Genomic DNA, 15,191 nt, shown 5'->3' on the forward strand with positions numbered 1-15,191 from the left:
CCTCAATTATCCTATTGTGCAAGTAAGCAATTCAACTGACCGATCAGCTGTTCCACCTGTTCTCCCGGCATCTGTCCCAGCAGAAATTTCATCGGCATTTCCCGGATAACTTGCTCTCCCAGCTTCTTGTATTCGTCACTCATACCTTCTGCTGATGCGGCTGCTGCTGCCAATGGAGCCAGCAGTTCCGTAATAACGGGAGCGGTTTTCGTATGATCCAATAATTCTCCGAACGTTGTTGTGAAATCTACGCGAAGGGGCAGTTCTTTCTGTGTTTCAAATACAATATCAGCATGTAATCGGATGTCATCAGAAGCATGGCCGATCAGGATCCGGTATGTTCCGGATGGCGCATACCAGTCCCCGAGACGTTCTTCATAATAGGAAAGATCCCTCGCCAAAATTTCCATCGACACCGTTTTTTCCTCTCCCGGCAGGAGATGAACTTTGGCAAATCCTTTCAATTCCTTGACCGGTCTCTCCGATATGCCGCACAGGTCAGCCACGTACAGCTGTACGACTTCTTTTCCTTCTGTCTTTCCTGTATTTTTCACCTTGAAGGAGACCGTCAGGATATCCTCATCCGTCATTTGAGCCGATGACAAATTCAAGTCCCCATAAGCAAATTCCGTGTAAGACAGCCCATGTCCGAATGCATACCGCACCGGAACCTTCTTTGTATCATAATAGCGGTACCCGACAAAGATATCCTCACCATATAACACCCGCTTTCCATTTCCTGGGAAATGAAGGTAGCTCGGATTATCTTCCAGCCGGTACGGGAATATCTCCGCCAGCCTGCCGGACGGATTCGCTTCTCCGTATAACAGCCGGTCACAGGCTTCGCCAACGCCCTGACCTCCGAGATAATTTCAAGGATCGCGCTTACTTTATCAGCCCAGGGCAGTTCTACCGGGCTTCCATTGTGGAGTACAACTACAACATTAGGCTGTACTTTCAACACTTCTTCGATCAGACGGTCCTGGCATTGGGGCAACTTCATAGATGTTCTGTCATACCCTTCCGACTCAAATATCTCAGGCAGACCGGCAAAGATCACCGCGACGTCTGCTTCTGCAGCAGTCCGAAGCGCTTTTTCTAGCTCTTGTTCCGTCATCGCGTCATTTTCCATAGAAAATCCTTTTGCATAAGTCACGCTACGCCCTTTTTCTCCGGCAGCATCTAATGCCGAAACAACCATGAACGGATTGATATGGCTGGAGCCGCCGCCCTGATACCGCGGCTTTTCGGCAAATTCCCCTATATAGGCAACCTTTCTGTCTGTATTCAACGGAAGTATACCGTTATTTTCTAGCAGGACCGCACATTCCGTCTCAATATCCGCTGCTTTTTTATGATCTGTTTCCTTATCAGATATAATTTCCGGACAATGCTGCTCTTCACCGGCAAATACAACATTCAATACCCGCTCCACCGCTTCATCCAGCACAGCTTCGTCCAGTCTTCCCTCCTGTACTGCTTTCACAATCTGTCTGTCATTGTATCCTCCGGAATAAGGCATCTCCAGATCCAGTCCGGCCTGCAGTCCTTTCACACGGTTATTTACAGCGCCCCAGTCACTGACGACGCAGCCTTTGTATCCCCATTCTTTTCTCAGGATATCTGTCAGAAGATATCTGTTTTCCGAAGCATATTCTCCATTTATTTTGTTGTAGCTACACATGACGGTTCTTGGAGCTGATTCTTTCACCGCTTCCTCAAACGCAGGCAGATAGATTTCCCTGAGCGCACGTTCTGACACCTCGGAAGATATCGTCATACGGAGTGTTTCCTGGTTATTCAGTGCGAAGTGCTTAATGCTTGTCCCCACGCCCTGACTCTGTACTCCGCGGATATATGCCGATGCCATCCTACCTGCCAGATATGGATCCTCCGACAGATACTCAAAGTTCCGCCCGCATAACGGGCTCCTTTTAATATTCACCGCCGGGCCAAGCAGCATGCTTACATTCTCGGCCTGACACTCCGCTCCCAGCGTCTCTCCCATCCGTTCCATCAGGTCAACATCGAAGCTGGAGGCTGTTGCACAGGCTGCTGGGAAACAAACGGCCTTCACACTTTCATTCAATCCCAGATGATCCGTTTCCCCTTCCTGCTTTCTCAGTCCGTGAGGGCCGTCCACCATCATAACTGACGGAATGTTCAGTCGTTTGATTTCTTTCGTATGCCAGTTATCAGCGCCCGAGCAGAGACTTGCCTTCTCTTCCAGCGTCATTTTTGAAATCAGTTCCTTTATTCTGTCCATCGCAAAAGTCCTCCATTCTTTTCTTAATACTGATTGATCATCTGTGACTCTGCCTCTTCACGGCTAATCTCACCATTGTTGCATTTTGCCATCAGCTGGACATCATGGTCATTAAGCTTGTAAAGGCGAAGCATAAGCAGAGTGCAAATACCCCCGATAATGCTGCCAAGACAGCTGAATGTCCATAATTTATCGGCAAATCCTGCCGCCTGAACAACGCCTTCTCCTTCCCGGAAGCCGATTAAAGTTAACGCAAACACACTGACTGCTGTTGCGATCGCTCCATTTAATTTTGTAAAAAATGTCTGCGCTGCAAACGTTACACCACGCATTTTTAATCCTGTCTTGTACTGTCCATACTCGTAGCAGTCCGGCGTAAACTGATACTGCAGTATAACTGCTATTCCCAGCGGAATTCCTCCTAAGGCATTTAAAGTCACATACACCGTCATATTCTCATACCCGGCCATGAATCTTACAATTCCCAGAAGTAAAGCGAAAACATATGAAATATAGAAGACTTTAAATTTGTCATATTTCTTGCATAATTCTACTGCCATAACCGCACCGATTAAGGTCGGAATAATCACCGTCATCGAAACATATGAGGCAGCTTCTTCACCGCCAAGGCAGTACCGGGCAACATATAAGCCCCAATTTGCACCAACATTAAGCAGGCTGCTGATGAGCGGAGCCGCAAAGAAAATCAATAAATATTTGTTCTTTCGCAGACATTCTGCCATATCGCGCAACGTATAACTATCTTCTGCCCCTTCGTCCAGTGCTCTTTCTTTTTCAATTACTCTCTCCTTTGCGAACAGACAGATTGGAATCATCATAACAACTGACAAAAGAGATAACACAATTACTGTTGTCGCCCAGCCGCCTAACCGCTGCCGTACCAACGGCAGGACAATTCCTGTAACAATACCTGAAAAAATAACAAACATCCTTCCTATACTGTTTAGTGAAATACGTTCCTTCTGGTCCGTTGTCATCGTGGTGACAATACCAAAAATCGGCACATCACAAAGGGTATAGGCTGTATCCCATAACATATAAGCAAGTGTTGCCCATATGATTTTAGCCATCATGGGAATCCCGGTAGGTATTGTAAAAAGAAGAATGGTCGCCACCGGAATCGCTATGACAGATATTTGAAGCCACGGCAGGAATTTCCCTTTCTTAAAATTTACCTTATCCATGATCATACCGAAGATCGGATCGTTGATGGCATCCCACACTTTCGTGATCAGCGCCACGATTGCAACCAATGCTGCCGTTATGCCGATATCTGTAAAATATGTAGTCATATATCCTATCAGTCCATAGAATACATTCTGTCCCATAAAATACAAACCATAACTGATTTTTTCTCTTTTTGTAACTGCATTTTCCATTTCGTTATCCGTCCTTTCATTGTTTGATTCAATTATAAATAATCCCAAAGGGCAAATCACCAACGATATATAAGCGGTTTACCGACGAAACTTAATATAATAATCATCTTTCTAAAAATTGATATAAGTATTCTTCCATCTTAGGCGTCCACCATTCCAGATATCCTGCCTGCGTCGGATGAACCGGATCTGCCATATAAACTTCATATTCTTTTTCAGAAACGTCATTCATCTCCTCGTCATTCCAAAGGTCGATCACGCCTATTCCATATTTATCCTGAAGCTCAAATAATACATCTACCATCTGCTGATACTGTTTACTGTCATATTTTGTTCCAGTATAAAAGATCACGGGACAATTCCATGTCTGCTTTGCATATACAGTGATATATTCCATTGCTCCTGTTATCGTCTGTGTATCAAAATCTTCCAAATTTTCTGAACGGCTGAGTTCTCCTATCGGCATTTCCTTCGACGCGTCATTCGTGGAAAGCTGGCAGACAAATGCATCGAATTTCTCATCTGTACCGATATTATTTTTCATCCTCTGGATATAAGACGTCTTTCCGTTATCTACTAAAGTAGTGCCGCTGACGGCTTCTTTTACATACTCACAGCCATTTCTGTAAGAGATATAATCTGCAAAAGAAACATCCATTGAGTACAGACCTAATGTTACAGATGATCCAAGGTAGCAGATGCGCTTCCCTCCAAGAGGGCTGTTTTCTAACGGTTCTATATTTTCCAGACTGTATTTTTCTGCGTTTCCTGGCATTTTTTTCAGTTTGTTCTTCCAAACAAAATCAAACGGTCCACCACCGCCTGCCGCCCCTACTAAATATGCCAGACCTAGACCCACAGCCAGAATCAAAATTAAAACGACACTTAAGGTAATCTTCAATATTTTCTTTTTCATAATCCTAAACTCCTCGTATTATTTTCAACTTTCGTATTAAGAAAAACTGACCGTCTGCTTTTGCCGGTCAGTTCTCACAAATACTGTCATTTTATTTCCTTTGATACTTTTATTCAAACTGATATATTCCGCTCCCCACCTCATACAATCTGCCATCCGGCAGTTTTACAGTGGCAGTTGTGTTACAGGGAATCTCCACTTTCAATTTAAATTTCCCCTCTTCCATACTCCACTCTGCCCCTACTTTACCGTACTCACTCATATAGGTACGTTTTGCACTTGTAAACGCATTATTCGTCTCCGGCGCAATCACAATCTTCTTAAATCCGGAAGCAGCCATATCAATGCCGCTTATCTTCCGGAACATCCAGTCGTCCACGCATCCAAAGGCATAATGGTTCAGGCTTGTCATAACCGGAGACCCGTCCTCCTTGTAAGAAATGTAATTTTCCCAGATTGTTGTCGCTCCCTGCTTCACCTCATAAAGCCATGACGGGCACTTTGTCTGGAGCAGGATTTTATATGCCTTGTCCATCCTGCCGATCTTACAGAGTGCATCCAGCAGATACGGTGTCGTCAGGAATCCTGTATCCAGACAATCCCCGTTTTCTTCTATCTTGCGGATCAAATGTCCAGCGATACTTTTTTTCTTCCTTTCAGGAGCAAGATCAAATGCGATTGCCAGCACATAACTGCCCATAAAATCAAGAGGCATCTTCCCATCATCATCGATCAGTCCTTTTTGAATGGCAGATTTCATTCTGGACGCAATGTCATCATAGTATAATTCGTCTGATGTATGCCCGAGGAGTGCTGCTGTATCTGCCATGATCCGACAGGAATTCCATCCAAAGATTGGCGCGCAGTATACAGAAGTATTGATAGGTTTTGCAGCGCTTTGGTCTGCTCCGTCTACTGTCTGGCTCGGTATGAGCCACTCCCCGTACTGATGTCCTGTATTCCACAGATACTGGTCAATTTCTTTTGGATGTTTCATCTTGCCTCTACGCTTCTTTGCAGTGTTGATGATATAGTCGCACCACTTTTTCATTGTGTCATACTGCTCTCTCAGTATCCTGATATTTCCTGTAAGCTGATACATGCTCCACGGTACGATACAAGCGGCATCTCCCCATCCCGCTTCTCCCACCGGTTCAAAATTGCGGTATACGATCCGATTCAGTTTCTCCAGTAATTCATAGATTCCGGTAAGGGGGATCACATTGGGAATCGCTCCGTTTTTCTGCTGGCTGCAGGTCATATTACGCAGCCATCTTGTCAGAAAAGGGGTTACATTTTCGTTGAGCATGGCTGTTCTTGCATAAATCTGGATATCTCCGGTCCATCCGCCTTTTTCTCTCTGCGGACAGTCCGTGGGGATTGAGAACAGATTCGACCGCTGAGACCATCTTGTATTTTCGTAAAGCCGGTTTATATCTTCGTTGGACGTCTCAAAAGTTCCCAGATCCTCATTGTCAGAAGACAGGACAATCGCTGTGAAATCCTCCGGACTCACCGGCTGATCGCATGTCACTCTCACATAGCGGAAACCGTGATATGTAAAATGCGGTATATATTCTGTAAATTTCCCGTTTGAAATATAAATATCGCTTTGTTTGTGTCCTGTTTTCTCTGACATGAAAATATTATTGAAATAGTTTCCATATTGATCCAGAGTTTCAAAATGATCTAATACCATTTTTGTTCCGGCAGGCAGTTTCGCTTTTACGCGCAGAACCCCCGCCAGATTCTGCCCGAAGTCAATGATCGTCTCGTCTTTCGGGCTGACTGTCATTCCGACTGCCGGTACTTCCTTTACCGGGCGCACCGGTTCCCCGTACTGAGCTACCAGGTTCGCGTAAGATTTTCCGCATGGGATACCTGCTTTCCAGCTGCTGTCATCGAATCCGCAGCAGTTCCAGTTTTCCTGTTCCATCCGTGCGTCATAGAGTTCGCCTGCAAACAAATCGGAAGACCGGACCGGACTTTCCGAAACCTTCACAGCATCATCGGACAGAACAATTTCACTCGTTCCGTCTTCATAATCAATCTTTATCTGAAATAACACAGAATGTTCGGCTTTAAACTTCCTGCTTCTCGGTTTAAAGTTCGCACTGTCATACCAGCCGTCCCCCACTAACATTCCTATGACATTTCTTCCCTCTCTCAAGAATGGAGTCACATCATAAGTCTGGTAACACAGATATTTAGAATAGACGGTAAATTCCGGAGCAAACTCTCTGTCGTCCGGACGTATTCCGTTCACGCTGAGCTGATATGCTCCGTGGCATGTGGCATAGACGCGTGCCCGTTTTATACCGTCTCGTGCGTCAAATTCTTTGCGGAAATATTCTGCCGGATTCTGCCCGCCGGTTCCAGGTTTTACCTTTTTCATCGGGAACGGAGATTTCACCCACTCGGCCGTCCATTCTTTCTTCATAAATCCCGTCTCAAAGGATGAGGATGCCGCCGCCTTTTCTCCGTTATTAACCGTCACTTTCACTGTCCAGCTATAGTCACTGAGACTTTTCAATGGTTTCCCGTTGTACTCTACAAAAGTGCTTTTATCACTTTCTATCACCCCGGAATCCCACACTACTTCTCCCAGACTTGTCACTGTAATATGATAGGATGTCTGCATCACATTCTTTTTGTCACTGATGATCACCCATGAAAAATAAGGTACTTCGTCCACGCATGGTCTGTATTGACTGTTTACCTTAAGTCTTGTAAGCTCCATAGCAACCTCCCTGCCGGATTAGTTATTCCTGTTGATTTTAGCGTCCATCTCTATTACTGCTTTCTGATCCAGCGTATACTGTGTGCCAAAGATAAGCAACCCTAATATTCCAAATATCAGCGGCAGGATCAATGCGCACAGGATAATGCCTGTATTGATACTCTCAGGTTGGACAGATGCGCCGGTAACAAATCCATATGCTGCGATCACATACCCTGGAATTGCTCCTCCCAGCCCCTGCGCGACCTTACTGACAAAGGATGTGAGTGAAGCGATGGCTGCTTCCGCCCGTTTACCCGTTTTATACTGTACATAAGTGGTATTGTCCGCCTGTATGCTGGTATTGACCGGAACCATCCATCCTCCTGCCACGCCTCCGATAAGAGCGCTGATATATATTAAAATCATAGACGTCACATCCAGCAGTCGAAGCAGGTTAAGCGCTGTCGATATTATGACCGCGGTCAGGTAAACTTTCTTTTTCCCAAACCGATTGGCAAGATATGGTCCCATCACAATTCCAACCAGTGATGCAATTAAGCCAATAACAGAAACTCCCGACATCAGTTTCATATCCCCTAAAACATATGTATAAAAATATGCTCCTGCTCCGCCAGCTATTGAACTTCCTGTCCCTACTATTAAAGTAGCTGCAAACGCTGCCCATATAGGCTTGTATCTCAGAAATTGAAGCATCTCTTTTAAACTGTACTTTTCCTCATTATTTTCCCTGAACTCCACACGTTCTTTAACACTGAGTGCACCTGAGATGGAAAGAACGAGCGTCAGAGCCATAGATCCGAAGATTAATACATAATAACTTTCCAGTTTTCCATCTGCTACTATAACAGGTCCTAATACTCCAATCACCGCTCCTCCAATCATCGATCCTAATGCGTTGAAAAGAGACAGGCTGTTTCTTTCTTTATCATCTGTAGTCATAACCGGAAGAAGACTGTTTTTGGAGATGTCCATGATATCAAAGGTCCATCCCAACAGCAAATAGGTAACATAAACGATCACATATTTTCCTACAGGACTCCAGACAGCGCCAAACCACAGCAGAATATAGTTTATGACACAGATAATGGTTCCCAGAATCAGCATAGGGCGAAATTTTCCCATTTTTGTTACGGGAAATCTATCCAGAATAAAGCCCATGACAGGATCGCTGATTCCATCCATTACCTTAGAGATTAAAAACAAGGTCGCAAGCGCCTTGGGATCCAGTCCCACCACAGTTGTGTAATAGATCATAAAATATACGGATAAAAGGTGTCATAAGCGGTATGTTTCCTGCACATACCATCAACATCCCTATTTTTTCAGATAATTTTACTTTCTGATTTTCTTTCTTCATCTCTCTGCTCCTTATTAGAAGTTTGCCAGTGCAATATCCAGCATCTGTGCTTCCTCTGGTTTGATTTCTCCTGCGAATGTTTTCGCGACATCTCTAAGCGAAAGTCCATATGCAATATCCGGAATCATATCCACTTCCATCATTTGAGAAAGAAACGCGCGAATATCCGGATGGTTCAGCAGTTCTTCCATTGTCGAATCTATGCTGTATTTCCTCTTTAAAGGCTGTGACGCCTCATAAGCGACTTCATATTCTCCGGCTTTCACACGGCAAATTCCGTTTTCTACATCTTCAAACAGTGGGTTTTCTTTATCTTCATATACAGATTCCGGCGCAAGTGGAAGAACCACTTCTGCCCTTCCGCCAAACGGAACTGTAACAGTGACAGTGATTTTATTATCCCCTAATATCTCCCAACCGCACTGATAGCATCCGCATGCTGAATCATAAACCGCTTTTACATATCCCAGTCCGCGATTCACTTTCGGGCTGATCCGCATCACCCGGCCTCCCGGACTCTGTTCCGTCACATCAATCCCGGCCGCATGGCAGAAGATCCATTCCAGTACGGCGCCATATGAATAATGATTCAGGCTGTTCATTCCCGTGCTGGAGACATGGCCGTTCTCATCCAGTGAATTCCAACGCTCCCACACGGTCGTTGCCCCCAGCTTCACTTCATAAAGCCAACCCGGATATTCTTCGTTCAAAAGCAGCCGGTACGCCGCATCCGTCATCCCGTGGTCTGTCAGCACGTTGCACAGAAGCGGCGTACCCACAAACCCGGTATTCAGTTTATTTTTGTTGTCCCGGAGGAGTTTTTTCATCATCTGCTTTGTCAGTTCTTCATTTTCAGACAGATGATACTTCAGCGCAAGGATAAGCCCTGTCTGCGTCTTCACCGCACATCTTCCTGTGGAAGTAAAATATTCTTCTTTCACTGCCCGCCACTGACGGTCTGCGATTTCCTGATATTCCTGTCTCGTTTCTTCCAGTCCAAGCACGTCCGCCGCCTTTGCGACTGTCTGGGCGCTTGCCGCATAGTAGATATCCGCGATATATGCTTCATCGGTCGCCCCGTACACACTGTTCGCGGCAGCGCCTGTACGGTCGAGAGCCAGCCAGTCTCCATAATGGAAGATCTGTCTCCATCCGTGATGATCTCCGTCAATCCTGCGAATATAATCAACCCATGCCTTCATGCTCTCAATCTGGCTTTCCAGGATTGTTTTGTCCCCGCTGAACAGATATACGTTCCACGGAATGATACACGCAGCGTCTCCCCATGCGCAGGAACATTTTGTCGGTCCGAATGTGGGGACAATCTCCGGAACCATTCCGTCCGCCAGAAGCTGTTCCTGATACATGTCATATAAATATTTCCGGTAAAACGCGTAGGTATCAGCCAGATAGCTTGCAGTCGCAGAAAATACCTGTGTATCCCCTGTCCAGCCCATTCTCTCATCTCTTTGCGGGCAGTCTGTAGGCACATCCAGGAAGTTTCCTTTCATCCCCCATTCGATATTGGAGATCAATTTGTTCACAAGATCATTCCCTGTCTCGATTGCCCCGATGCTCTCATAATCGCTGTAAAGAACAAGCGCCGTGAAATCCTCACATGAAAGATCCCTAATCCCGGTCACTTTCACATATCGATAGCCATAGTATGTAAAATGAGGTGTAATCACCTTTTCTGTACCATCAGAAACATAAATGTACTCCGAAAGTGCAGTTCTTAAATTCTCGTTATAGAAACATCCGTCCTGAAGCACCTCTCCCGTCTGAATCCTGATAGTTGTCCCCGCCGGCTCATGTACACGCAGTCGGAAGATCCCTGCGATCTCCTGCCCCAGATCAAATACATCTTCTCCAGCAGGCGTATGGATCAGTTCTGCCGGCTTCATCTCCTCCTGTACCTTAACCGGAAGAGATAACCGTTCCATAAGCCGGCCTTTCGGAACCTTTGCGATCCGCGCAGGAGACTCCTCTACCGGTGGCAGCGTATCATCTCTTCTCTCACCGTCATAGATATTGGAAAACCACAAATTGCTTCTTGTAACTGACCAGGTTTCATCAGAACTGATTACATCTTTCGTTCCGTCTTTGTACTCTATGTGAATCTCCGCAATCAGCTTCCACTCGTCACCGTAATATGCTTCCCGCTCCGGATCATTGAAACCGAACCTGCCTTTATACCAGCCGTTTCCGAGAAGAACAGACAGCACACCGCCTTGTTCTGCCTGTTTCGTGATGTCATACGTCTGATACTGGATCCACTGGTCATAATTATTGCAGTACGGAGTCAGATACTCATCACCGATTTTCTCCGGATTTTCTTTATTTTCCCCGAGAAAATATGCCTCATACAATCCCAGGCCGCAAATGTACAGTCTTGCGCTTTTCACTTCTTTTGCCGGACGAATTCTCTTTGAGAAAATCGGATGCCGTTCCTGACTGCTGTCACAGGTAATCCATCTTCCAGTCCATGGTTCATCCATTTTGGCAGTCTCAAAAAACTGTACATCTGATTCGATTACTTCCTCTACATCTGTTGTCACAATGACCTTCCAGTAATATCTTGTATACGGCTGTATTTCAAATTCTACTCTTGTAGAGAGGCTGTCCAACTCTGTTTCACCTGTATCGTAACAGATATCTGTAAAGGTTTTGTTCTTGCTGATTACAATCCTTGCATATTTCTGTTCCTGTCCTCTGCATCCTTTCACTTTCCATGAAAATACCAACGGTTTCAGATAAAACCCTAAAGGGTTTGTGATATGATTTGTTTTTGCTGCATAAATCTTTCCCATGCTGATACTCCTTCTCTATCATTCTTATTCACTTATACCCGCTTTTGACCGTTTCTCCCTCATCAGACATATCTGCTCATTCAATTTTTCCTTGGTAATAGGATAACCTTTTGAGAAGATCACAATGGCCACCACATTTACGATTGCCGGCAATATTAGCACACAGAGGACGATCATATTAATCACATCGTCATTCTGTACTGCCGCCTTACTGTCAAATCCTGCTAACTGCAGCAGATACCCCGGAATCGCACCACCGATTCCCATTGCACACTTGGAGACAAAGCTGGAAAGAGATGCGACAGCACCTTCTGCCCTAATTCCCATAGACACTTCGATATAATCTGTATTATCTGCCTGTATTCCATAATTAAGAGGTGCTGCAAAGCCGGCTCCTATTCCTGCAATCAATACAGAGACAATAAGAAGGGGAATGCTCCTCACATCCAACAGACGGATGATTGGTGTCAGTCCTGCAAGTGCAAGTCCAATCGCATACATTTTCTTCTTTCCAAACCTTCCAATCAGATTACCAATGACCATTGTAGCCGGAAAAACAGTAACACATGTAATAAGCGTAATAATAGACGCCAACGTCAGATCTTCAAAAATATATGTATAAAAGTATGTATTTGCTGCATTCACGATATTGCTTCCAATCGAATATAACAGTACAGCAAGGAATGTAATGTACACCGGCTTCTGACTGAGAATCTTGAATAATTCTTTTACAGAATAGCTGTTCTCCATCTGTGGTTTTACACGTTCTTTTACTCCCATGGTTCCTATAATAGAGAAGAAAAAAATCACTGCTGTCATGATCAGAACAAGATTAATATATCCCTGTTTGTTAGAAGTATCTCCAAGAATAAGTGGAGCTGCCACACCGATTACAAGCGCCCCGATCACGTATGCAAGCCCTTTGATTGAACTTAAGCTGTTCCTTTCTTTCATATCTTCTGTCATAACCGGCAGAAGACTGTTCAGCGAAATATCCATGACTGGGAACAACACACCAAGCAGAATATACGATACATATGCGATTGCCAGTTTCCCCGATGTTGATAACATAGGTCCAAACCAAAGTAGAAGGAAATTGGCGCTACACAGAATTGTTCCCAGAATCAATGTTGGTCGGAAATGTCCCATCTTTCTGGTCGGAAGATGGTCGATCATAAATCCAACTAACGGATCGTTAATGGCATCTAGAAAGCGTGCGATCAGGAACAGTGTCGCACATGCAGCAGGACTCAAGCCGCATATATTGGTATAAAAAATTAGTAAATATCCGTTGATCAGTGTCATAACCGGAATGTTTCCAAAGTTTGCCATTGCAAATGACAGCTTTTCTCTCATTTTTATCTTATCTTGATTCATATTTTATTCTCACTTTCTCTCATTTTTATCTTATCTTGATTCATATTTTATTCTCACTTTCCCTCTTCTGCACACAGAGCATTTAACTCCACGATCATCTGCTCGATCGCTTCGCCCGGAATAACGCTTAAAAATGATTTCAGCGGCATCTGCGCAATAATTTCCGGAGTCACAAGCTGTACCTCCCCATCTTCTTTCTTAGGTTCTTCTCCCTGTGATATTCCCTCAAGATACTCCATCATTTTCCCTGCTGTCTTCGGGTGGTTCATCAATTCCCCCATTGTAGTGGTCATATCCACAGTGAACGGCAGCAGCACATCAGTGGTAAATGTAAGTTCTGCAGCCTCTCTGATCTCATCGCTGGCATGCCCGATCTGGATCTCATATGTACCTGACGGAGTATACCAGTCGTGAATCTTTGTCTCGTAGTAAGCAAAATCTCTCGCGCAAAGCTCCATTGTAACAGTCTTCTTCTCACCCGGATTCAGAAATACTTTCGCAAACCCTTTTAGTTCTTTCACTGCTCTTGGCACTGTACTGTTTTTGCCGCTGACATAGAGCTGAACCACTTCACTTCCTGGTCTCTTTCCTATATTCTCCACATCAATGCTCACCTTCAGAATATCTCCATCTTTCATTTCCGCAGAAGAGAGTTTCATATTGCTGTAGCTGAATTCCGTATATGACAGTCCATGGCCGAATGCCCAGCGCACCGGTACTTTCTTCGCATCATAGTAACGGTATCCGACAAAGATATCTTCTCCATAGAGAACAGTCCTGCCGTCTCCAGGGAAATTCAGGTAACTCGGATTGTCTTCCAGACGATATGGGAACGACTCCGCCAGACGTCCTCCCGGATTTGCCTCCCCAAATAACAACCGGTCGCTGGCCTCCCCAATGCCTTCTCCTCCCAGATACATCTCCAGAATGGCATTTACAGACTCCGCCCATGGAGTTTCTACGGGGCTTCCATTATGAAGAACCACAACCACATTCTTCTGTATCTCTGCCACAGCCTCTATGAGACGGTTCTGGCACTTTGGTAGTTCCATGGAATTTCTGTCATATCCTTCCGACTCAAAACTGTCTGGAAGTCCGGCAAAAATTACAACCGCATCTGCACCTGCTGCTGCTTCACACGCCTGTTTCAGCTCCTCTTCTGTCATCTCGTCACGCTCTGACGAGAAGCCTTTCACGTACTCCACTGCCCTGCCTTTTCTCACCGCAGTTTCCAGAGCCGACACTACGCTGTCCGTATTGATGTGACTCGATCCCCCGCCCTGGTATCGCGGTTTCTTTGCAAATTCCCCGATATAGACTACTTTCTGTTCTTTTTTCAGCGGCAGCACTCCCCTGTTTTCCAGAAGTACGGCACACTCTGTTTCGATATCTGCCGCTGCTTTGTGATCCTTTTCCCTGTCAAATACAGTCTCCGCTTTCCTGTTATCTGTGTAGGAGAAGACTACTTTCAGTATGCGTTCCACCGTTCTGTCAAGAATTTCTTCCTCCAGTTCTCCATTCTCCACTGCCTGAATAATCTTTCTTGTATTATATCCTCCTGATCCCGGCATCTCCAAGTCAAGACCGGCTTTCAGTCCTTTCACCCGGTCATTTACAGCTCCCCAGTCACTGACCACATATCCTTCAAATCCCCACTCATCCCGCAGGATATCTGTCAGAAGTTTCTTATTCTCTGAAGAAAATACTCCGTTGATCTTATTGTAGCTGCACATCACAGTCTTTGGCTGCGCTTTCTTCACCGCCTCCTCAAAAGCCGGCAGATAAATTTCCCGGAAAGCCCGTTCCGATACTTCCGACGATATCTGCATACGGTCTGTTTCCTGATTATTCGCGGCGAAGTGTTTCATACTGGTTCCGATGCCTTTCGACTGTACGCCCCGGATATATGCAGACGCCATCTTTCCTGTCAGATATGGATCTTCGGACATATATTCAAAATTCCTTCCGCAGAGAGGACTGCGTTTGATATTAACTGCAGGGCCGAGGAGCATGCTCACGTTCTCAGCCTGACACTCGTCCCCAAGGATCTGTCCCATACGTTCCATCAGTTCCACGTCAAAGCTGGATGCCGTGGCGCAGGCTGCCGGAAAGCAGACTGCATTCACACTTTTATTCAGGCCGAGATGATCTGCCGTTCCTTCCTGTTTGCGCAGACCGTGCGGGCCGTCTGTCATCATAACGGAAGGAATCCCTAACCTTTCGATCCCCATTGTGTTCCAGAAATCCGCTCCCGAACAAAGTTCTGCCTTTTCCTCCAGTGTCATCTGTCTGATCAATTCTTTCAGGTTTCTGCTCATTATG

At 45.3% G+C, this 15,191-nt stretch carries 6 protein-coding genes and 2 pseudogenes; all 8 read right to left on the reverse strand.

Annotated elements, in window-relative coordinates; genetic code table 11:
• Positions 1–11: 11 nt before the first annotated feature.
• Positions 12–2,266, reverse strand: a pseudogene (locus LIQ05_RS01765) (beta-glucosidase family protein).
• Between the two features lie 23 nt (positions 2,267–2,289).
• Positions 2,290–3,666, reverse strand: coding sequence for an MFS transporter (locus tag LIQ05_RS01770; protein WP_055267533.1), 1,377 nt, complete (start codon positions 3,664–3,666; stop codon positions 2,290–2,292).
• A gap of 103 nt (positions 3,667–3,769) precedes the next feature.
• Positions 3,770–4,582, reverse strand: a complete 813-nt coding sequence (locus LIQ05_RS01775; protein ID WP_082426248.1) for an SGNH/GDSL hydrolase family protein — start codon at positions 4,580–4,582, stop codon at positions 3,770–3,772.
• Positions 4,583–4,691: 109 nt separating this feature from the next.
• The gene (locus tag LIQ05_RS01780; RefSeq protein ID WP_215706649.1) at positions 4,692–7,322 is read right to left on the reverse strand and encodes an alpha-L-rhamnosidase; all 2,631 of its coding nucleotides are present in this window, start codon (positions 7,320–7,322) and stop codon (positions 4,692–4,694) included.
• Between the two features lie 18 nt (positions 7,323–7,340).
• A pseudogene (locus LIQ05_RS01785) lies at positions 7,341–8,585 on the reverse strand (MFS transporter); the annotation flags it as partial.
• Between the two features lie 111 nt (positions 8,586–8,696).
• Positions 8,697–11,492, reverse strand: coding sequence for an alpha-L-rhamnosidase (locus LIQ05_RS01790; protein WP_226818137.1), 2,796 nt, complete (start codon positions 11,490–11,492; stop codon positions 8,697–8,699).
• Between the two features lie 24 nt (positions 11,493–11,516).
• Positions 11,517–12,869, reverse strand: coding sequence for an MFS transporter (locus tag LIQ05_RS01795; protein WP_173717353.1), 1,353 nt, complete (start codon positions 12,867–12,869; stop codon positions 11,517–11,519).
• Positions 12,870–12,922: 53 nt separating this feature from the next.
• A complete protein-coding gene (locus LIQ05_RS01800) occupies positions 12,923–15,187 on the reverse strand; it encodes a glycoside hydrolase family 3 C-terminal domain-containing protein (protein ID WP_226818139.1) in 2,265 nt (754 codons plus the stop codon).
• Between the last annotated feature and the right edge of the window lie 4 nt (positions 15,188–15,191).

Origin of the sequence: Blautia glucerasea, from assembly GCF_020537505.1 — a bacterium.
In the GTDB taxonomy this organism is placed as follows: Bacteria; Bacillota; Clostridia; order Lachnospirales; family Lachnospiraceae; genus Blautia_A.